Genomic DNA, 19,867 nt, shown 5'->3' with positions numbered 1-19,867 from the left:
TTAACGCACTGACATGAGATAGCGATAGCGACACGCGATATCCCGCATTTTCGATTCGGCATGGCAACTGTCTATCTCAATCACTTCCATTTCAACCCCGCCGCCAAACTCTTCACGCAATTTGGGCAAAACAGCGTTAAAAAGATACGTTGAGAACTTCACGCATTCCTTGGCACTGCCTTGATGAGATATCGACAGAAACTCACCAGCAGGAATCGCGATATTATCGATTTCGCGATGCCCTTGAATCTCATGGCGCTTGTCTTTATCAATTGCCGTCGAATACTCTACGCTGTTCTGTGTTTGCTGACACGACTGAGCATTGAACAAGGAATACACTCGCTGGCATGAGAAGTTAATTTCCTTGAAGAAATCGAGCAGAATCTCATCTTTCATCGCCATAAAAGAAGAGTGCTGACCACTACAGTGATTGTGCTCATCAAAATCCAACCGCCGCGTAAAACCCACTAACTCTTTCTCAGGCAAAGCTACCCTATTGATTTTCGGCGTGTAATGCTCATAGAAACCAAAACGAGGGATCATCCCCTGCACATCCCAATGCTCCATCTGACGAAAGTTATTGGGTGTCGTGGCAAAACGCTTTTTAAAAGTACGCGTAAAGGTTTGTTGCGAGTCAAAACCCAACTCATCAGAGATCTGAATGATGGGTCTACGTGAAATACGCAACGCAACGGCGGCCCGAGTTAAAACTCGTCCACGTATATAGGAGGCTAATTGTAACCCCACAATACTTTTAAATTTGCGCTGCAGATGCCATTTTGAATATCCAGAAATCTTAGCCACATCGTCCAATGTCGGACGTTTCTCTAAATTGATTTCAATCCATTCAATTAACTCTTCAATAAATAATATGTCTTCGTTTATCATTTCATTATTCTTTAAATATATAATTCTAATGCATACTACATTAATCTATCATTATGCCAATGCTTTTCTTTTAACTCACTCAATGCGTTAATAAATCGTTAATTTACAGTTGATTGCCTTGTATGAACGCAGTGGTTATTCTCAACAAAACAAAGAGATAAAGTTAATCCGAACATCTTACTGCGTAATTATAACCGCTACTTCTATCAATTAACCTTAACTATTCTCTTGTTACTATCGCGATATAAATTGCAAGTTAATTTTTATAAATTTAACTATTAATCAAGAGCTATTCGTAACCTTATATTTCAGCTTAGAATCGATAATAACCCTATGATTAAGGCGTATTACACGCTGCGCGAATAGGGTAGAATGCGCAGCAATATTATTCCCCATAACGGCTAAGTGTATCGACACCAGCAAGATGAGCTTGCTCGCACGGTGTTTGCGTTTGATAGCCCAGTTAAGCATTCGACATATGGTTGTAATTTCATGAAATTTAGGCCAGTAACACCCACTCAGCACCCTAGGCTGCAGATAGCCAGCTCCCCTTTTACACATAATCAACGGAGCACCAGTAACATCATGCTACTGGTTATCTTGGCCTGTATTCCGGGCATCATTGCCCAAACCTATTTCTTTGGTTATGGCAGCTTGATTCAAGTGGCTTTGGCGATAGTGACAGCCCTACTAGCAGAAGGTGCAGTTTTACAGCTACGCAAACAGCCTGTTTTGACTCGTCTGCGGGATAACTCTGCCCTGCTGACCGGCTTGTTATTGGGGATAAGCCTGCCGCCTTTAGCGCCTTGGTGGATGATTGTATTAGGCACGCTGTTCGCTATTGTTATCGCCAAACAGCTTTATGGTGGCTTGGGGCAAAACCCGTTTAACCCTGCCATGGTGGGCTATGTCGTTCTGCTGATTTCATTCCCGGTGCAAATGACCAGTTGGTTGCCTCCGTTACCATTACAGGGCACACCAGTGGGCTTTTATGACAGTATATTAACCATATTTACCGGCTACACTCACAGCGGTGCGAATATGCATCAATTACAGATTGGCTTTGATGGTATCAGCCAAGCTACCCCACTCGATAGCTTCAAAACCGCATTGCGTTCACAACCTGCCGAACAAATACTGCAACAACCTATCTTTGGTGGAACCTTGGCTGGCGTCGGTTGGCAATGGATTAACATCGGCTTCCTAGCGGGCGGTCTGCTGCTGTTATGGCGTAAAGCGATCCATTGGCACATTCCCGTCAGCTTCTTACTGGCATTAGCGGGTTGTGCTGCTATCAGTTGGTTCATTGCACCACAGAGCTTTGCTTCGCCGATGTTCCATCTGTTTTCCGGTGCGACCATGTTAGGAGCTTTCTTTATTGCTACCGACCCCGTCAGCGCATCAACGACGCCACGCGGTCGTCTGATTTTCGGGGCATTAATTGGTGTTTTGGTGTGGCTAATTCGCGTCTACGGCGGTTACCCCGATGGCGTCGCCTTTGCGGTATTACTCGCCAATATTACCGTTCCGTTGATCGACCACTATACCCAGCCAAGGGTTTATGGCCATGATCAATCCAGTCAGCGCAAGCCTTCGGATAAGAACAGCCGTGCAAATAAGTAAGGTGCCATTATGCTCAACACAATGAAACGTCATGGTATTACTCTGGCATTGTTTGCTGCGGGTGCCACGGGTTTGACCGCAGTAGTAAATGCCTTAACCGAAACGACTATCGCGCATCAAGCCGCTTTGCAACAGAAAGCGTTGCTCAATCAGGTGGTTCCGGCTGAGTATTACGATAATGACATGCAAGCAGAGTGTTACGTTGTCACTGATTCTGCGTTAGGCAATCTGACTCCCCATCGTCTTTACTTAGCCCGTAAGGATAATAAACCGGTTGCCGTGGCCATTGAGACAACCGCGCCAGATGGTTATTCTGGTGCAATTCAATTATTAGTGGGCGCGGATTTTAAGGGTAATGTGCTCGGCAGCCGTGTGGTGGAACATCATGAAACACCGGGGCTGGGTGACAAAATCGAACTACGCCTTTCTGATTGGATAACCCATTTCAGCGGTAAGCATGTTGATGGCGAGCAAGATAAGCGCTGGGCGGTCAAAAAAGACGGTGGTGACTTTGATCAATTCACCGGTGCCACTATTACGCCAAGAGCGGTCGTTCGGGCAGTGAAAAACACGGCGCTGTATCTGGAAACCTTGCCAGCCAAGCTCGATAGCTTGCCGGTTTGTGGAGAGAATCAATGAGTGAAGCAAAAAATCTGCTAGCCCAAGGGCTATGGAAAAATAACTCTGCGTTGGTGCAATTGTTGGGGCTTTGTCCCCTGCTGGCCGTTTCATCGACGGCGACCAATGCGCTCGGTTTGGGGCTTGCTACCACCTTGGTACTCGTTTGCACTAATACAGCGGTATCGGCGCTAAGACGCTGGGTACCCAATGAAATCCGTATCCCGATTTACGTGATGATCATCGCATCAGTGGTCAGTACCGTCCAAATGCTGATTAACGCCTATGCCTTTGGTTTATATGAGTCACTAGGGATATTTATCCCATTGATTGTCACCAACTGCATTGTGATTGGTCGTGCGGAAGCCTACGCAGCCAAGAACCCCGTTGGCTTATCAGCGCTGGATGGATTAGCAATGGGGCTGGGAGCAACCTGTGCGCTATTTGTGCTCGGTTCGCTGCGTGAAATTTTGGGTAACGGCACCTTGTTCGATGGTGCCGACATGCTATTAGGCAACTGGGCAAAAGTTTTACGAATTGAAGTGATGCATCTGGATAGCCCATTCCTGTTAGCGATGCTACCGCCGGGTGCTTTCATCGGTTTGGGGCTATTGCTCGCCGGTAAATATGTTATTGATGAAAAAATGAAAGCGCGTAAAGCCCATGTGCAGGTCACGGCACCACAATCTCAGGATATTACGGCAGGGAAAGCCTTATGAACAAAGAAAAACGCGTCGCCATTTTGACCCGTCTGCGGGATAACGATCCGCATCCAACCACTGAGTTGGTGTATACCTCTCCCTTTGAGTTACTGATTTCTGTGCTGCTTTCAGCACAAGCCACGGACGTCAGCGTGAATAAAGCCACGGCTAAGCTTTATCCGGTGGCGAACACGCCACAAGCTATACTGGATCTTGGGGTCGATGGCCTGAAGTCATACATTAAAACGATAGGCCTGTTTAATACCAAGGCCGAGAACGTGATTAAAACCTGCCGTATTTTGCTGGAGAAACACAACGGCGAGGTGCCAGAAGATCGTGCGGCGCTAGAAGCGTTGCCAGGTGTCGGTCGTAAAACCGCAAATGTGGTGCTAAACACGGCATTTGGCTGGCCGACTATCGCGGTAGATACGCATATCTTTCGTGTCTGTAATCGCACGGGTTTTGCCCCCGGCAGCAATGTTGATCAAGTTGAAGCTAAGTTACTCAAAGTGGTACCTGCTGAATTTAAGCTCGATTGTCACCACTGGTTAATTCTTCATGGTCGCTACACCTGCATCGCTCGTAAACCACGCTGCGGCTCGTGCATCATTGAAGATCTGTGCGAATTCAAAGAAAAAGTTTATCCGACGCATTAAATGCTAAATAGTGGGATTCGATTGGATGCGTTAATACTCCCCTCTAGAAGAGTGACAAAACAGGTTTATGCAATGCGCTGTTTTGTCACTGCCTTAACACCGATTTAATACAGAGCATATCTGTGGCACATCATCATGAAATTTAAGCCAGCCATAAAACCTTATACCGGCGCAGCGGGCGGTTGGGGTTCACTTGAAGCAACAACCCGTTTTGTCTTTGACAGTAAGCAAGCGCTGAAAAATATTCGTAATTTGCTGCGCGTTAATCAGGTTAAGGGATTTGACTGCCCAGGCTGTGCTTGGGGTGATGATAACCACAGCACCTTCAGCTTTTGTGAGAATGGTGCCAAGGCGGTAAGTTGGGAAGCCACTCGCAAGGCGGTAGAGCCTGAGTTTTTTGCAGATCATAGCCTGACCACGTTACGCCAACAGAGTGACTATTTTCTCGAGTATCAAGGCCGCATAACCCATCCAATGCGCTATAACCCGCAAACTGACCGCTATCAGCCGATCAGTTGGGAAAGTGCTCTTGAGCTAATTGCCAAGCACATTAATGGATTAGATAACCCAAATCAGATAGAGCTATACACCTCCGGTCGTGCTAGTAACGAAGCCTCTTACCTTTATCAGTTGTTTGGTCGTATGCTCGGGACCAATAACTTCCCTGACTGCTCAAATATGTGCCATGAAGCCAGCGGAACCGGCTTAAAACAAAGTATCGGTGTCGGTAAAGGCACCATCCGGATGCAAGATTTTGAGCAGGCAGATGCCATTTTTGTTTTCGGGCAGAATCCGGGCACCAACCATCCGCGGATGTTACACAGCTTGCGTCACGCTAAAGATCATGGCGCACGGATTGTCAGCTTCAATACCTTACATGAACGTGGTTTAGAACGGTTTGCCGATCCGCAAAACCCCATAGAGATGTTGACGCCAAAATCTTCACCGATCAGCTCAGCCTATTTTCAACCTAATCTTGGTGGGGATATGGCTGCGGTACGAGGCATGGTAAAAGCGCTCCTAGAAACTCATCGTCAGCAGTTGCTTCAGGGCGATTCCGGCTTATTCGATCAGGCCTTTATTGCCGCACACACTCAGGGAGTTGATGATTATTTGGCTGCCGTTGATAACACGTCATGGGAGCAGATCACCCAACAATCGGGTTTGAGTGAAGAGCAAATCCGCCATGCTGCTGGGATTTATCAGCACGCTGAACGCGTTATCCTGACTTGGGCCATGGGGATTACACAGCATAAACATTCCGTGATAACCGTACGGGAGCTCGCCAACCTACAATTGCTGTTTGGTCAGTTAGGCAAAGCTGGCGCAGGGCTATGCCCTGTTCGCGGGCACAGTAATGTGCAAGGTAACCGCACGATGGGGATTGATGAGAAACCCTCGGCCACGATGCTAAACAGTTTAGGCCAACACTTTGGTTTCACCCCACCGCAAGCTGCCGGTCATAATACGGTCGAAGCATTGGAAGCCATGCTTCGTGGTGAAGTGAGAGTACTGATTGCCCTTGGTGGGAATCTGGCGGCTGCGGCCCCCGATACTGAGCGAACAGCGCAAGCATTGCGCAATTGTGATTTAACGGTGCATATCAGCACTAAACTCAACCGTAGCCACCTCATCACGGGTGCCGACGCGTTAATTCTGCCGACATTAGGGCGCACTGAGCGTGATATGCAAGCCACTGGCTCGCAGTTTATCACTGTCGAAGATTCGTTCAGTATGGTGCACGCTTCTGAAGGTGTGGGTAAACCGCTGGCAGAAACCCAGCATTCAGAAACAGCCATTGTCTGTGGCATCGCGAATGCTGTTTTTGCCCATCACCCCATAGAAAATCATCGTCTCGACTGGCTGGCACTGGCGGATGATTACAATTTGATCCGTGACCATATTGCCGCCACATTGCCTGGTTTCGATGACTTCAACGCTCGTTGTGAACAACCGGGGGGCTTTTATTTGGGTAATGCGGCCGCTGAAATGCGTTTTGCGACCCCCAGTGGTAAAGCGGAATTTTGCGCCGCCGCCCTACCTGATAGTTTATTCCCGCAGACCTATGGCCCAATAAAAGCCCCCTTTGTACTGCAAACATTACGCTCACACGACCAATACAATACGACGATTTATGGCCTCGATGACCGCTACCGCGGGGTATATGGGCAACGTGAAGTTTTGTTTATCAACCCTGAGGATTTGGCCGAATTGGCATTAGAAGATGGTAGTTTGGTTGAAATTGAAACCCTGTGGAATGATGGCATTACCCGGAAGGTCAGCGGATTCAAGCTGGTTGGCTATGATATTCCCCGTGGCAATCTGGCAGCTTATTATCCTGAAACCAATCCGCTGGTACCCTTGTCCAGTTTTGGCGATGGCACCCATACACCCACCTCTAAATCTGTACCGGTGACCATTCGGCGCTGGCAGCCACCACAGTCACCCCGTATTGCCTGAATTTATTGCCATCTTCTGGCCCCAAATGGGGTCAGAAAAAAAGCTGCGGATAGGATGATGAATTTACCTGTGAATTTCCTTCCGGCATGATATGCCGCTTGCCCGACGGGGCTGATTCGCGTAAAACTGTCAGCCGGATTTAACCCACTCACTTGACCATTCACTGGACGCTATGTTTCAAGATAACCCGCTGCTGGCGCAGCTAAAACAGCAACTTCACACTCAGACCCCACGCGTCGAAGGCGTGGTAAAAGGGACTGAGAAAGGCTTTGGCTTTCTTGAGGTAGACGGGCAGAAAAGTTATTTTATTCCCCCGCCGCAGATGAAGAAAGTGATGCATGGCGATAGGATCATTGCCACACTGCACACTGATAAAGATCGTGAAATTGTTGAGCCAGAAACACTGGTTGAGCCATTTTTAGCCCGTTTTGTCGGTCGCGTTCAACGTAAAGATGATCGCCTGTCTATTGTCCCTGACCACCCGCTGCTACGTGATGCCATCCAATGCCGTCCAGTGACTGAATTGCCACATGACTTCCAAAATGGTGACTGGGCAGTAGCCGAAATGCGCCGCCATCCATTAAAAGGGGATCGGACTTTCCATGCTGACCTCACCGCATTCATCACGAATGGCGAAGATCATTTCGTGCCCTGGTGGGTCACCTTAGCGCGCCATAATCTGGAGCGTGAAGCCCCAGCGATGGTTGAATCCCCTCTGCATGATGCTGACCTACAGCGTGAAGATCTCACCGCACTGAATTTTGTGACTATCGATAGCGCCAGCACTGAAGATATGGATGACGCATTGTATGTGGAAGACAACGGTGATGGTTCATTGCGATTAACCATCGCTATTGCCGATCCGACTGCCTACGTCGATGAAAACAGTGAGTTGGATTTAATTGCGCGCAAACGTGCATTTACCAACTACCTACCGGGCTTTAACATCCCGATGTTGCCACGCAACTTATCCGATGATCTCTGTTCATTGCGACCTAATGAACGCCGTCCCGTATTGGTCTGTCGTGTCACCATCGCGGCTGATGGCGCTTTGGGTCACGACATTCGTTTCTCAGCCGCATGGGTCGAGTCTAAAGCCAAACTGGTTTATGACGAAGTGTCTGACTGGCTGGATGGACAAGGCGAATGGCAGCCGAAAACGCCTGAGATAGCACAGCAAATCACTTTGCTGAAGCAAGTTTGTGAAGCCCGTAGCCAGTGGCGTCAGGCTCATGCGTTAGTCTTTAAAGACCGCCCAGACTACCGCTTCCTGCTGGGTGAAAAAGGCGAAGTGCTGGATATTATTGTTGAGCATCGTCGCATTGCGAACCGTATTGTTGAAGAGTGTATGATTGCCGCCAACGTCTGCGCGGCCCTAGCACTGCGAGATAACCTTGGTTTTGGTATTTATAACGTCCATACCGGATTCGATCCGGCATTGGTTGACCAAGCCGCGACCGTATTGCAAGCCAATGGGGTTGAGGCTGATCCACAGGCGCTACTCACCCTGCCAGGTTTCTGTGAATTACGCCGCCACCTTGATGCGTTGCCGACTCAGTTCCTTGATAGCCGTATCCGCCGCTTCCAGACTTTTGCTGAAATCAGCACCGTTCCGGGCCCCCACTTTGGATTGGGTCTCGAGGCTTACGCGACTTGGACCTCGCCAATTCGTAAATACGGCGATATGGTCAATCATCGTCTGCTAAAAGCCATTATTACTGGGCAGCAAGCAGAGAAACCGCAAGATGAAATCACCGTTCAGTTGGCTGAGCGCCGTCGCTTAAATCGTATGGCTGAGCGCGATGTCGGTGATTGGTTATATGCCCGCTATCTGCAACCTCAAGCAGGCACGGATACGCGTTTCCCTGCTGAAATCATTGATGTCACCCGTGGCGGCCTACGAGTGCGATTGCTGGATAACGGCGCAGTGGCCTTTATTCCGGCACCCTTTATTCACGCGGTGCGTGATGAAATGGTATGCAGTCAGGAAACTGGGACGGTACAGATTAAAGGTGAGACGGTTTACAGCCAAAATGACAAGATTGAGGTTTGCATTGCAGAAGTGCGTATGGAAACCCGTAATGTGGTCGCCCGCCCTGTTGTTTAACCCTGTATACAAGTTTAGCCGATAGTCATGACGTAAAAGCAAATACAAGCCGTGGTGATGCAAAACATGCCACGGTTTTTTATTCATCTCACGCTTTCAGACCACAACTTTTTACGTTCATTTGTCTCTGCCTCCCCCTCCATCGTCATATTCCCACCCACATAGCAATATGTAAAAAAGTACTACCAATTATTACGTAAAAACATTTACGCATCACATTTTTTACTTCCGCTACTTTTCTTTCACATTAAAGCTCCTATGTTAAGTGATCGTGAGATCACCCCCCTACAAACGAAGGAGTCGTTACCCATGAAGAACGTCAAGACTGTCGTCATTTGGCTGACCGTGGCGTTAATAGGCGCATTTGCCTTTGCCATGCTAGCGCTGAGTCGAGGCGAGCATGTCAACGCTATCTGGCTAGTGATTGCAGCGGTAGCTTGTTACAGCATCGCCTACCGCTTTTATAGCCTGTTTATTGCCAAGAATGTTTTTGAACTCGATGATCGGCGTCTAACGCCGGCAGAGCGCCGTAATGATGGTTTGGATTATGTCCCGACCAATAAATGGGTGCTATTTGGTCACCATTTTGCTGCTATTGCGGGTGCAGGACCACTCGTTGGCCCTATTTTGGCAGCGCAGATGGGGTTCTTGCCCGGGACTATCTGGATTCTGGTTGGGGTGATGATGGCCGGTGCAGTACAGGACTTCCTGATCCTGTTTATCTCCACCCGCCGCGATGGCCGTTCTCTGGGGGAAATGGCAAAACAAGAACTGGGTGCTTTTGCTGGCGTTATCACCATGTTGGGCGCTTTAGGGGTGATGATCATCATCTTATCCGCATTGGCCTTGGTGGTCGTAAAAGCCTTAGCTGATAGCCCATGGGGTCTGTTTAGTATTGCCGCCACCATCCCCATCGCCCTGTTTATGGGCGTCTATATGCGCTTTATTCGTCCCGGCAAAATTGCCGAAGTGTCTATCATCGGTTTCGTACTGATGATGACCGCTATTATTTATGGCGGGAATATCGCAGCAGATCCTTACTGGGGACCGTTCTTTACCTTACACGGCACCACCTTGACATGGGTGCTGATTATCTATGGATTCATCGCGTCCGTGCTGCCGGTGTGGTTGTTGCTGGCTCCACGAGATTATTTATCCACCTTCCTAAAAATTGGGGTCATCATTGGTTTAGCCGTGGGCATTGTCTTTGCCATGCCTGAAATGAAGATGCCCGCCGTTTCACGCTTTATTGATGGCAGCGGCCCAGTGTTCTCCGGCAGCTTGTTCCCATTCCTGTTTATCACCATTGCCTGTGGCGCAATCTCAGGTTTCCATGCGTTGGTGGCCAGCGGCACGACCCCGAAATTGATTGAGCGCGAAAGTCATATCCGCTTTATCGGTTACGGCGCAATGCTGATGGAATCCTTTGTCGCTATTATGGCGCTCATCTGTGCGTCTGTTATCGACCCAGGTGTCTATTTCGCCATGAACTCACCGGCAGCATTAATTGGTAGCACGGTAGAAAGTGCCGCGCTGGCGATTAACAGTTGGGGATTTGTTGTCACACCTGAAACCTTAACGATGATAGCCCAAGATGTTGGTGAGAAGTCGATTCTATCTCGTGCTGGTGGCGCACCGACCTTCGCCGTCGGGATGGCCCATATCATCAGCGAAGTGTTTAACAGCCGCCACATGATGGCCTTCTGGTATCACTTCGCCATTCTGTTTGAAGCCATGTTTATTCTGACTGCCGTCGATGCCGGTACCCGCGCCTGCCGCTTTATGGTGCAGGACTTGGTCGGGGTCGTCGTGCCAAGCATGGCGAATAACCGCTCTTGGTTGGGCAACTTATCCGGCACCACGGTCGCCGTCGCTTGCTGGGGCTTCTTCGTATATCAAGGTGTGGTTGACCCATTAGGTGGGATCAATACCTTGTGGCCACTGTTTGGTATTGGTAACCAGATGCTGGCATCAATGGCGCTGATTTTAGGGACTGTCGTCCTGTTTAAAATGAAGAAGCAGCGCTATGCTTGGGTAACGATTGTGCCAACTGTCGGGCTGTTCATCACCTCGATGACCGCTGGCTGGCAAAAGATTTTCCATGAAAAACCAAGCATTGGCTTCTTGGCTCAAGCACGGAAATTCTCTGCCGGTGTGGAGCAAGGGGTATTAATCGCACCCGCCAAGAGCATTAAGGACATGGAAACTATCGTGTTTAACAACCAAATTAACGCCGCTTTATGTGCATTCTTTATGCTGGTGGCGGTGACCATGTTGATTTCATCCTTCTTTGTGGTGCGTCGCGCGTTGAAATCCAGCAAACCGACCACTCATGAAACTGAAATCGTATTCCGTGAGGAGGCTGTCCGTGGCTAATGTTGGTTTACCTTTTCGCCCACAACAGACTACCGCACCGCGTATCATTACGCGCTGCATTCCGCTGGTGCCTGTTGTTGCTCATCCAACCCATTTTTGGGGTTGGGTGCGACTGATTGCTCAGCGTATGGCGCAGAGTTTTCGCCTGATGGTCGGCGTTCAGGATTACGGCAATTATGTCAATCATATGCGCCGTCACCACCCTGAAACACCCCCGATGAGTGAACGGGATTTTCACCGTTATTGCCTTGACGCTCGTTTCCCGAGCAAAGCAGGTAAATTGGGGAAATGCCCCTGTTAATGTCAAAGGGAGGTTAATTTAATCAATTAATGATTTAACCGAACTGGCAAATCAGTGACACCGTAACGCCCTGTTGATACTCCGCAGGGCGTTTTTATTGTTAGCTAAGGATGGCTGAACCAAACGCGCCTTGCCAGTCATGCTCAAACTGTTCTACTGCTGCTTTCACTGCTGGCGTATTGATAAACTGCTCAGCCACATCCACGGGTATAGTCACTGATTGGCAGCCCGCTAACAGGCAATCTAAAACTTGGCGTGGTGTCCGGAAACTGGCAGCCAGCACTTTTGCATTGGGTGCATGCAGGGTCAGCAATTGCTGTAACTCACGCACCATCGCGATGCCATCCCCCCCTTGCGCATCCAAGCGGTTAACGTAAGGCGCAACATATTCAGCCCCCGCTAACACGGATAATAGCCCTTGCCCTGCACCATAAACTGCCGTGCCTAGCGTCGGGATTGACATCGCTTTCAATTTCTTAATCGCAGCGAGCCCTTCAGCAGTGGCAGGAACTTTAATCACTAAACCAGGGACGCGCTGAGACAATAACACCGCTTCAGAGACCATCAGCTCACTGTCGCTGGCTAAGACTTGGGCGAAAAGCTTGCCCGTGCCACCCAACGCATCACGCAGTGCAGGTAACACTTCCCAGATAGGTTTGCCCGCTTTAGCTAAAATGCTGGGATTTGTGGTCACGCCTTGCAAGGGTAATACGCGGGCCAGCCGTTTTACTGCGGCCACATCTGCGGTGTCGAGATAAAGCTCCATAAAACCTCCGATTGGGATGAATTTAGCGTTCAAGTGAGTCTGAGAACCCATCTGAGCAAATAGATTGGTCAAGAATCATTAACAGTAATCATAAACTAATGACCAAGGAATAACGTGATCCTCATCAACTTACTTTCATTCGAAAGTTAAATTAACTTCAAACGAAGAATTAATTAATTAATTTGGCAGCTGAAAATTAGCCCCTCAACATTCCAATCCAAATGAAACAGGTTGCCCTTCCCATCCCGTCGCTCTCAAGAACTGCTCCCAAGTCAAACTGTCGGGGTTAATTTTTCTGCTCCAAAGTAGATCGCGGTCCGGTCTGTAGTAACCGAATTCTACCGCGTAAGCCGCCATATTCGTCACTTCTTCGACTAGCCCATCCATATCCGCAAATGATGGGAAGTGCCGAACAAGTTCTTCGCGTGTATAGGCCGAACTGTATTTCGCTTTTATACCTCGGACGCGGGCAAAAGTTTCCACTATCTCTCTAGGCGACAAAATCTCGCCAATAACAGGTAAAGACTGTCCAGCGTATTTCTTCTTATGATCAAATAGCTCTAGAACAGCTGGGCCAGTTGCGGTGAGTGGGTCAACAAATGGCGCGGGGATATCTTCCGGTAGATAGACGGGGAAAACCAGAGCGCCATCCTCAAGATAGGGTTGATAGTATTCAAGTAGATTGGTGTAGAAGAAGGACAGGTAGATGAAGGTACTGGTCACTGGCAACGTTCGAATGTACTCCTCAATCTTCGCTTTATCGGTAAAGTGCGGAACCCATTTTGTCCCCGCCGTGATCTTTGCGACGTTTTCCAGAGCCGAGAATACAATGTGGTCCACGCCAGCTTCCACAGCTGCATCAGCGAGCTGTTTCCCCAGATTGGTTTCATATGTTTGTGCGTATATCCCCTCTGGTGTGACAGGCGGTGTCATCAGGAATGCACCATGCGCACCTTTGAATGCTCGAACGAAATCATCCTGAAGATCCAACTCAAGCGGCACTGCCATCAGTTCTGCTCCTCTCAGGGCCATCTCTTGTGCCTGCGGTGAATTCACCTGTCGAGTTAATGCCCGGACCCGGTAGCGTTGGCTTTGAAGCAGCGTATTGACGACGCTACGCCCTTGCTTGCTTAATGCACCCACCACGGTAATGAGTGGCTTATCAGTTGATGACATATATTCCCTCTGCTCTGTTTATGGTTTGAACTTGCATTATCAGAACAACTGAGAGATAACAGAAATCGATTGTTTTGTTATCAGGAATCCATTCCATGGATACCAAAAAGCTTGATTTGAATTTGTTAGTGACGCTAGAAGCACTGTTGACAGAACTGAATGTGACAAAGGCTGCGGCACGCTTACATCTCAGCCAGCCAGCTGTAAGCGCACAGTTGAACCGTCTGCGGACGCTGTTTGATGATCCGCTACTGGTTCCTGCTCGAAGGGGGATGATACCGACAGCCAAGGCGCTGGAGTTGTTGGCTCCGCTGCGTGGTTCTTTGGATCAGCTCCGGTATACACTGCAAGCTCATAATGATTTTCATCCTGAGCGAGCGACGTTGACCGTCAATATCGCCTGCACCGATTATATTCAGGCCGTGGTTGTCATGCCACTGGTGCTCGCCTTGAGACAAAAAGCACCGGGCGTACGTATTGCGGTACATCATTTTGATCCCACACAGGTTGAACATCAACTGGCGACAGGCGAGATTGATATCGTTATTGCCACACCTACGACAGGCAATGTGCATCTGCGTACTCATCACCTCTTTGATGAAAGCTATGTCCTCATTGGGCGGCGAGAGCATCCATCGTTAACCAACAACCTAACAATGGAAAGTTATGCCAAATTAGAACACGTCATCGTTTCACCTGCCGGTGGTAGTTTTTCGACGCCTGTTGACGATATGCTGGCGGTGTTCGGACATCACCGAAAAGTGGTGCTATCCGCGACTTCTTTCTTATTTATTCCTGACATTATCTCTGGCAGTGAGATGGTTGCCTTGGTTCCGCGTCGCTTAATCAGCAATGATTCCACGCGATTTTCGGTTTTTGATATCCCTTGGCTTGCCGAACAATTTGAGGTCAGCCTAGTTTGGCACGAACGCAACCATAGCCATGCCGGCCAGCGTTGGGTAAGAGAGACGGTTATAGCACTGAATGACTGAGTGTATAGCCTGCATTTATTTGTATCAGACTCAAATTTGTAGATTTGCCTGAATCGAATGCAGGTCGTTACTGCTATGTGGTCAATCTCACTTTTACCTGATGGGGACAGCGCATTGACCTTGCTATTTAAGGTATTATGGTTAAACGATAGCTTGTCACTATTATTGACAGCATCCCTATTAAGTACATTTATCCCTCTGGAATGCCATGAACCCTAGACAACAGACAATTTTACAATTGGTCAATGACCGCCAACGTATTAGCGTCAATGAGTTAGCGCAAGCTACCCATGTCTCCGAGGTCACCATTCGCCAAGATCTCAACGCGCTAGAGAAAAGAGGTTTACTCAAGCGCGTGCACGGTTCTGCTGCGGCACTTGAAAGTGATGATGTGGATGTCCGCATGATGACCCATTTCGCCACGAAGCAAAAAATGGCTCATTACGCCGCTTCATTAGTAAATGACGGCGAGACGGTGTTTATAGAAAGTGGGAGCAGCAATGCCCTACTGGCCCATCATTTAGCCCAACGCCCTGGGATTACGTTGGTCACTGTAAGCGGCTATATTGCGCGCCAATTAAAAGATTCTGCCTGCGAGGTCATTTTACTCGGGGGGATCTATCAGAAGAAAAGTGACAGTATGGTGGGCCCACTCACTCAGCTTTGCCTGCGCCATGTCAATTTTAGTAAGGCATTTATTGGCATCGATGGTTACCAGATAGATGCCGGTTTTACGGGGCGCGACATGCTACGAGCAGACGTTATCAATGCCGTGTTAGCGAAAGGCGCTGAAAATATTATTTTGGCTGATGCATCAAAGTTTGGTCTCGTGCATCAGAACTCACTATCACCACTATCCTCAATTAGCCGAGTGATCACTGATAGCCGCCTACCGGCAAATTATCAACAACAGCTCGCTGCGCAGAATATTCAAGTCGATATTATTAGTGAATAAGTGGGCTGAGTTCATCAGTTCGCAATAACATTTAACGATTTAACGGGGTCACACAGTGGCAGACATTACGTTCACGCGTGAACAAACACAGCGCATGGCGCGAAAGATTCAGCACTATTTGGAACAAGAACACAGCATTGAACTGGAAGATTTTGATGCGGAGTTTTTACTGGAATTTATTAGCCGCGAATTAGGTGCTCACTATTACAATCAAGGCATCAATGATGCTATTGCCCAAGTCGAAGCCAAAATGTTAGATATCACAGATTCAGTGTTATGGCTGGAAAAACCCGTGCAAGACTGAGCACGGGTCGAATAAAGTTCACGTCATCACTGCCCGTAATAGGCGTTTTTTCCATGTTTACGCAGGTAATGCTTATCGAGCAACTGCGGTTGCATATCGCCTAATTGTGGGTTCAATTGGCGTGAGAAGATCCCCATATAGGCCAACTCTTCTAGCACCACCGCATTATGTACCGCGTTATCAGCACTGGTTCCCCAAGCAAAGGGCCCGTGTGAATTGACTAAAACCGCAGGCACATCTTCTGGCTTAATGCCTCGCTCATGAAACGTTTCGACGATGACATTGCCGGTTTCCCACTCGTAGCGACCCGCTATCTCTTCCGGGGTCATCTGGCGAGTACAGGGAATGGTGCCATAAAAGTAATCAGCGTGCGTCGTACCCCATGCAGGCAAATCCAGACCAGCTTGCGACCATATGGTGGCATGGCGCGAATGGGTATGAACAATGCCGCCAATTTGTGGAAAATGCTGATAGAGCACTCGGTGAGTGTCGGTATCTGACGAGGGTTTTTTACTGCCCTCGACCACTTTGCCGGTTTCTAACTCAACCACCACCATATCGTCCAACGTCATGACATCATATTCCACGCCTGAAGGCTTGATGATCAGCAGACCACTTTGCCGATCAACGGCGCTGACATTACCCCAAGTGAATGTCACCAGATTATGGCGCGGGAGCGCCAAGTTAGCGGCAAGAACTTGCTGCTTCAGTTCGTTGAGCATCGTCATATCCTGATTAACTGAATTTGATTCATTTTCAGCGTCACAGGTCAGAACAGGTATGGGATAAATCGCTATAAACTGCGTAAGGATCGGCTGGAAAGTGCAGTCTGCGAACTACACATGTCTAACGGTAATATTTTATTCAAGGCAGACAATGGGTTAATCGTGCCTTTCTCCTCAGAAACCCTTAATTCATTCCCCTCAGTTAGCCAAATTAAGACTATTTACCTTTTAAATGATTTCAAGGCATTTATACTAGTTTCTATTGATGACAAAAGGACTTTTCAGCATTAATCCTGAATTAATGCCTATATGGCATTTTTTATTCTAAACACTCTAAAATTAGGACTGAAGCTACAATTGATACAATGCCTATACTTATCTAGGTAAGTTCAATTTGATACAGCTAGTTCAGGATATATACATCCAAAGTGTATCACCTGATCTATCCATACCAAGCTAACAGTCAGGAGAATAGCTATGATGATCAACAAACGATTTGCCACTGCGGCACTAGCGCTAACACTCGCTTTTTCACTGTCCGCTTGTTCTAACATGTCAAAACGTGACCGCAATACCGCCATTGGTGCTGGTGCTGGTGCCGTAGGTGGTGCCGTGCTGACGGGGAGTACGTTAGGGACGTTAGGGGGTGCTGCTATTGGTGGGGTGATTGGCCATCAGGTCAGTAAATAAACTTATCTTTCGTCCTTGGTGTTGTGCCGTTGTTAGCGGCACTCACTGACCCGAATAACTTACTCATGTAAGCTCATCGGGTTCACTCGTTTGCTGCCTAGCACAACACCAATGAATTTGGATAAACGGAAAAAACTTTGGATAAACGTAAAAGTCGCTGACATACCGCGTTTACATAATAAAGACCGTCTATTTATTGTCTACAGAATTACTTCAACCGCCCGCCAGTTTGACTTTCATTCCTTTGGCTTCTAAAAGTTGTTTTAGTAGGTCGCGCTTATCGCCTTGAATCTCAATAATGCCGTCCTTCACTGAACCGCCACAACCACACTTCTTCTTTAATTCAGCGGCCAATTTTTCGATGACATCATCACTGCCGTCAATACCGGTAATCAGGCTTACGCCCTTTCCTTTGCGGCCGCTAGTTTGACGCTGAATACGGACAATACCATCGCCTTTAGGACGTTCTACTTTAACTTCGGGCTCATTGATGCGACCAGTATCCGTTGAATAAACTAAGCGGCTATTATCATTGCTCATTATGCGCCCTTTTTCAGCGAGGCCAGAATTTCAGTTAGCGTTTTTTCTGGATCAGGTGATTGGGTGATCGGACGCCCTATTACCATGTAATCCACGCCCGCGTCGACAGCTTGTTCTGGTGTCATAATGCGGCGCTGATCGCCTGCCTCACTGCCCTGTGGACGAATGCCTGGCGTCACCAGTTTGAAGTCTGCGCCACACACCTGTTTTAAGCGAACCGCTTCATGGGCAGAACAGACGACACCATCCAAGCCGCAGTCCCAAGTGAGTTTGGCTAAACGCTCTGCCTGCTCTGCTGGGCTAATATTGATGCCAATGTCACGTAGATCTTCACCGTCCATACTGGTTAAAACGGTGACAGCAATCAATAGTGGCGCCTGCGTACCAAAGGGCAACAAGGCTTCTTTGGCGGCAGTCATCATCCGAGCACCACCACTAGCATGGACATTGACCATCCAAACGCCTAGATCAGCCGCAGCGGCAACTGCGTGTGCAGTCGTATTAGGAATATCGTGGAATTTCAAATCGAGGAATACGTCAAAGCCACGCTGCTGGAGATCACGAACCAATTGTGGGCCGTATAAAGTAAACATCTCTTTACCCACTTTTAATCGGCAATCACGTGGATTGATACGATCAGCAAAGGCTAATGCAGCATCTTTGTTGGCATAATCCAACGCGACAACGATGGGAGAAGAGGACGGGCCACTGTTATTCGAGTTCGTTGCAGACGTCATTTTTAAGCCTTTTTCAGTCAAAAGAGAATATTAACGCCGATATTCTACAGGGTGTGCCACTTAAATTACAGCCATCGGACAGCAAGGTTTTTACTGCTACGGTGTCAGGCTTTGATTGTTTAGTTCAAGTTACGTCAAGCCGCCGGCAGCAGCATACCCGCAGTTAAGTAAAATAGTTTCAAGAAGCGTAAATTGTTGATCAAATAATTTGATTTAAACATTCAGCTTTTTGTTATTTTCATTCAACGACAATCCTATATCATTCACTCCATCGCAAGACATTGATTGTCTAGCAAACAAAAAATAAAATATTAACTACACAAATAACAATGACATATGGAGTTATACATGAAGAGTATAAAATACATCGTTCCAGCATTAGTCCTTTCTCTTGCTTCATTTGCCAGCGTTGCCGCTACGCAAATCCAGCATGGTCAATCAACTGAATTGAATGAAATTGGTGTGGTCGTTGCCAGCAATGCCAGCACATTAACCGATTTAGAAAATGCATTGGCACAAAAAGCAGAAGCTGCAGGTGCGAAAAACTTCATGATTACTTCTGCGACCGGTAATAACAAGCTGCATGGCACCGCAGTAATATACCGTTAAGACTTCACCCCTCCCTCGGTTAAGTCTGTGTCCAAACAAAAAAGAGCGTTAAAGCGCTCTTTTTTGTTTTTGACCAATCCATTTAGACATTTCCCCGGTTAATGGTCTGAAATAAGTGTCATTTCACACTTTTGCGATTTTTTAATGTGAATTTTTTGTGACAATCGTGTTATCCCCTAGACAGTTCTCCTTCCCTCGCTTAGCTTGGTATTTTCCCCTAAGTTGAAGGTTATATAATGAGCGAAACATCGACGTTAACCATTAAAATCCCTCTGGAATTAAAAGAAAAAATTAAGGCTGCCGCCTTAGAGAAACAATTTTCTCTCAGCACCGAAGTCTGCGAGAGATTAGAAAAAAGTTTTGAGGTTGATGTTAAAAATACGAAGGGCAGCCGTAAAGACAGCAAATTGCATCACGGTGAGATTGATAACCAAGGTGTAGAAGAGATTTCAGAGCAACCACTTAGCCAAAAAGAATTAAAGAAACTACGTCAATTACTGAAAGATGGTGTTAAAGCACCGCAGAAGAAAAAGTAACTCGTCCACATTGTGCCCATACAGCGCTTTATCGAAACATCGGGTGATTTAATTCACCCGATTAATCACTATCTGATCACACCTTCAGCTTCATATTTCATCACAAA

At 47.8% G+C, this 19,867-nt stretch carries 20 protein-coding genes; 14 read left to right on the top strand and 6 right to left on the bottom strand.

Going from position 1 to position 19,867, the window contains the following annotated elements:
- Positions 1–888 carry a helix-turn-helix domain-containing protein gene (locus DA391_RS11075; protein ID WP_050080767.1) on the bottom strand — a complete coding sequence of 296 codons (888 nt, stop codon included), beginning with the start codon at positions 886–888 and terminating at the stop codon, positions 1–3.
- Between the two features lie 492 nt (positions 889–1,380).
- Here DA391_RS11075 and rsxD point away from each other — a divergent pair, with 492 nt between their 5' ends.
- The 8 genes from rsxD (at position 1,381) to DA391_RS11035 (ending at position 11,730) form a co-directional block, all read left to right on the top strand.
- Positions 1,381–2,511: an electron transport complex subunit RsxD gene (gene rsxD, locus DA391_RS11070; RefSeq protein WP_167398170.1), complete on the top strand. Its 1,131-nt coding sequence runs from the start codon at positions 1,381–1,383 to the stop codon at positions 2,509–2,511.
- Positions 2,512–2,520: 9 nt separating this feature from the next.
- Complete coding sequence (gene rsxG / locus DA391_RS11065; protein ID WP_108087700.1) at positions 2,521–3,150, top strand: electron transport complex subunit RsxG; 630 nt, start codon at positions 2,521–2,523, stop codon at positions 3,148–3,150.
- Positions 3,147–3,848 carry an electron transport complex subunit E gene (locus DA391_RS11060; RefSeq protein ID WP_050080764.1) on the top strand — a complete coding sequence of 234 codons (702 nt, stop codon included), beginning with the start codon at positions 3,147–3,149 and terminating at the stop codon, positions 3,846–3,848. Before rsxG ends, DA391_RS11060 begins: the two co-directional genes overlap by 4 nt.
- Positions 3,845–4,486, top strand: coding sequence for an endonuclease III (gene nth / locus DA391_RS11055; protein ID WP_050080763.1), 642 nt, complete (start codon positions 3,845–3,847; stop codon positions 4,484–4,486). The genes DA391_RS11060 and nth overlap by 4 nt, the downstream gene beginning before the upstream one ends.
- 135 nt (positions 4,487–4,621) lie before the next feature.
- Positions 4,622–6,946, top strand: coding sequence for an FdhF/YdeP family oxidoreductase (locus DA391_RS11050; protein WP_108087699.1), 2,325 nt, complete (start codon positions 4,622–4,624; stop codon positions 6,944–6,946).
- 172 nt (positions 6,947–7,118) lie between these two features.
- Positions 7,119–9,053 carry an exoribonuclease II gene (locus DA391_RS11045; protein WP_050080761.1) on the top strand — a complete coding sequence of 645 codons (1,935 nt, stop codon included), beginning with the start codon at positions 7,119–7,121 and terminating at the stop codon, positions 9,051–9,053.
- 309 nt (positions 9,054–9,362) lie between these two features.
- The gene (locus DA391_RS11040) at positions 9,363–11,429 is read left to right on the top strand and encodes a carbon starvation CstA family protein (protein ID WP_050080760.1); all 2,067 of its coding nucleotides are present in this window, start codon (positions 9,363–9,365) and stop codon (positions 11,427–11,429) included.
- A complete protein-coding gene (locus DA391_RS11035; protein WP_050285658.1) occupies positions 11,422–11,730 on the top strand; it encodes a YbdD/YjiX family protein in 309 nt (102 codons plus the stop codon). Before DA391_RS11040 ends, DA391_RS11035 begins: the two co-directional genes overlap by 8 nt.
- Before the next feature lie 100 nt (positions 11,731–11,830).
- Here the strand turns inward: DA391_RS11035 and fsa are convergent, their stop codons facing one another.
- Both fsa and DA391_RS11025 read right to left on the bottom strand, forming a co-directional pair.
- Complete coding sequence (gene fsa, locus DA391_RS11030; RefSeq protein ID WP_050285659.1) at positions 11,831–12,496, bottom strand: fructose-6-phosphate aldolase; 666 nt, start codon at positions 12,494–12,496, stop codon at positions 11,831–11,833.
- 204 nt (positions 12,497–12,700) lie between these two features.
- Positions 12,701–13,672, bottom strand: a complete 972-nt coding sequence (locus tag DA391_RS11025) for an NmrA/HSCARG family protein (protein ID WP_108087698.1) — start codon at positions 13,670–13,672, stop codon at positions 12,701–12,703.
- A gap of 95 nt (positions 13,673–13,767) precedes the next feature.
- Here DA391_RS11025 and DA391_RS11020 point away from each other — a divergent pair, with 95 nt between their 5' ends.
- The 3 genes from DA391_RS11020 (at position 13,768) to DA391_RS11010 (ending at position 15,923) form a co-directional block, all read left to right on the top strand.
- Positions 13,768–14,664 (top strand): LysR family transcriptional regulator, encoded by an 897-nt coding sequence (locus DA391_RS11020; protein ID WP_050285661.1) that lies wholly within the window; start codon positions 13,768–13,770, stop codon positions 14,662–14,664.
- Between the two features lie 208 nt (positions 14,665–14,872).
- Positions 14,873–15,619 (top strand): DNA-binding transcriptional regulator YciT, encoded by a 747-nt coding sequence (locus DA391_RS11015; protein WP_050080755.1) that lies wholly within the window; start codon positions 14,873–14,875, stop codon positions 15,617–15,619.
- A gap of 55 nt (positions 15,620–15,674) precedes the next feature.
- Positions 15,675–15,923 carry a DUF2164 domain-containing protein gene (locus tag DA391_RS11010; protein ID WP_019210067.1) on the top strand — a complete coding sequence of 83 codons (249 nt, stop codon included), beginning with the start codon at positions 15,675–15,677 and terminating at the stop codon, positions 15,921–15,923.
- Positions 15,924–15,949: 26 nt separating this feature from the next.
- Here DA391_RS11010 and araD read toward each other — a convergent pair whose 3' ends face one another.
- Positions 15,950–16,645, bottom strand: a complete 696-nt coding sequence (araD, locus tag DA391_RS11005; protein WP_050080754.1) for an L-ribulose-5-phosphate 4-epimerase — start codon at positions 16,643–16,645, stop codon at positions 15,950–15,952.
- Between the two features lie 480 nt (positions 16,646–17,125).
- On the opposite strand from araD, the gene osmB reads away from it, so the two are divergent.
- Entirely contained in the window at positions 17,126–17,338 is a 213-nt protein-coding gene (gene osmB, locus DA391_RS11000; RefSeq protein ID WP_019210069.1) for an osmotically-inducible lipoprotein OsmB, read from the top strand.
- 213 nt (positions 17,339–17,551) lie between these two features.
- Here osmB and yciH read toward each other — a convergent pair whose 3' ends face one another.
- Positions 17,552–17,878 (bottom strand): stress response translation initiation inhibitor YciH, encoded by a 327-nt coding sequence (yciH, locus tag DA391_RS10995; protein ID WP_050080753.1) that lies wholly within the window; start codon positions 17,876–17,878, stop codon positions 17,552–17,554.
- Positions 17,878–18,615, bottom strand: coding sequence for an orotidine-5'-phosphate decarboxylase (pyrF, locus tag DA391_RS10990; protein ID WP_108087697.1), 738 nt, complete (start codon positions 18,613–18,615; stop codon positions 17,878–17,880). The genes yciH and pyrF overlap by 1 nt, the downstream gene beginning before the upstream one ends.
- A 348-nt stretch (positions 18,616–18,963) precedes the next feature.
- On the opposite strand from pyrF, the gene bhsA reads away from it, so the two are divergent.
- Both bhsA and DA391_RS10980 read left to right on the top strand, forming a co-directional pair.
- Complete coding sequence (gene bhsA, locus DA391_RS10985) at positions 18,964–19,224, top strand: multiple stress resistance protein BhsA (RefSeq protein WP_108087696.1); 261 nt, start codon at positions 18,964–18,966, stop codon at positions 19,222–19,224.
- A 236-nt stretch (positions 19,225–19,460) separates the two neighbouring features.
- Positions 19,461–19,760, top strand: a complete 300-nt coding sequence (locus tag DA391_RS10980) for a hypothetical protein (RefSeq protein WP_019210073.1) — start codon at positions 19,461–19,463, stop codon at positions 19,758–19,760.
- The last annotated feature ends 107 nt before the right edge of the window (positions 19,761–19,867 follow it).

It is taken from the genome of Yersinia massiliensis, from assembly GCF_003048255.1.
GTDB classification, from domain to species: Bacteria; Pseudomonadota; Gammaproteobacteria; order Enterobacterales; family Enterobacteriaceae; genus Yersinia; species Yersinia massiliensis_A.
Note: the sequence above shows the minus strand (reverse complement) of the source record. Positions and strands in the feature narration are given on the sequence as shown.

Bases quoted from the DNA above. Each gene is read 5' to 3' on its own strand.
- rsxG (WP_108087700.1), top strand. From the start codon at position 2,521: ATGCTCAACACAATGAAACGTCATGGTATTACTCTGGCATTGTTTGCT.
- yciH (WP_050080753.1), bottom strand. From the start codon at position 17,878: ATGAGCAATGATAATAGCCGCTTAGTTTATTCAACGGATACTGGTCGC.
- DA391_RS11060 (WP_050080764.1), top strand. From the start codon at position 3,147: ATGAGTGAAGCAAAAAATCTGCTAGCCCAAGGGCTATGGAAAAATAAC.
- araD (WP_050080754.1), bottom strand. From the start codon at position 16,645: ATGCTCAACGAACTGAAGCAGCAAGTTCTTGCCGCTAACTTGGCGCTC.
- fsa (WP_050285659.1), bottom strand. From the start codon at position 12,496: ATGGAGCTTTATCTCGACACCGCAGATGTGGCCGCAGTAAAACGGCTG.
- DA391_RS11050 (WP_108087699.1), top strand. From the start codon at position 4,622: ATGAAATTTAAGCCAGCCATAAAACCTTATACCGGCGCAGCGGGCGGT.
- nth (WP_050080763.1), top strand. From the start codon at position 3,845: ATGAACAAAGAAAAACGCGTCGCCATTTTGACCCGTCTGCGGGATAAC.
- osmB (WP_019210069.1), top strand. From the start codon at position 17,126: ATGATGATCAACAAACGATTTGCCACTGCGGCACTAGCGCTAACACTC.
- DA391_RS11020 (WP_050285661.1), top strand. From the start codon at position 13,768: ATGGATACCAAAAAGCTTGATTTGAATTTGTTAGTGACGCTAGAAGCA.
- DA391_RS11025 (WP_108087698.1), bottom strand. From the start codon at position 13,672: ATGTCATCAACTGATAAGCCACTCATTACCGTGGTGGGTGCATTAAGC.
- pyrF (WP_108087697.1), bottom strand. From the start codon at position 18,615: ATGACGTCTGCAACGAACTCGAATAACAGTGGCCCGTCCTCTTCTCCC.
- rsxD (WP_167398170.1), top strand. From the start codon at position 1,381: ATGAAATTTAGGCCAGTAACACCCACTCAGCACCCTAGGCTGCAGATA.
- DA391_RS11045 (WP_050080761.1), top strand. From the start codon at position 7,119: ATGTTTCAAGATAACCCGCTGCTGGCGCAGCTAAAACAGCAACTTCAC.
- bhsA (WP_108087696.1), top strand. From the start codon at position 18,964: ATGAAGAGTATAAAATACATCGTTCCAGCATTAGTCCTTTCTCTTGCT.
- DA391_RS10980 (WP_019210073.1), top strand. From the start codon at position 19,461: ATGAGCGAAACATCGACGTTAACCATTAAAATCCCTCTGGAATTAAAA.
- DA391_RS11075 (WP_050080767.1), bottom strand. From the start codon at position 888: ATGATAAACGAAGACATATTATTTATTGAAGAGTTAATTGAATGGATT.
- DA391_RS11015 (WP_050080755.1), top strand. From the start codon at position 14,873: ATGAACCCTAGACAACAGACAATTTTACAATTGGTCAATGACCGCCAA.
- DA391_RS11040 (WP_050080760.1), top strand. From the start codon at position 9,363: ATGAAGAACGTCAAGACTGTCGTCATTTGGCTGACCGTGGCGTTAATA.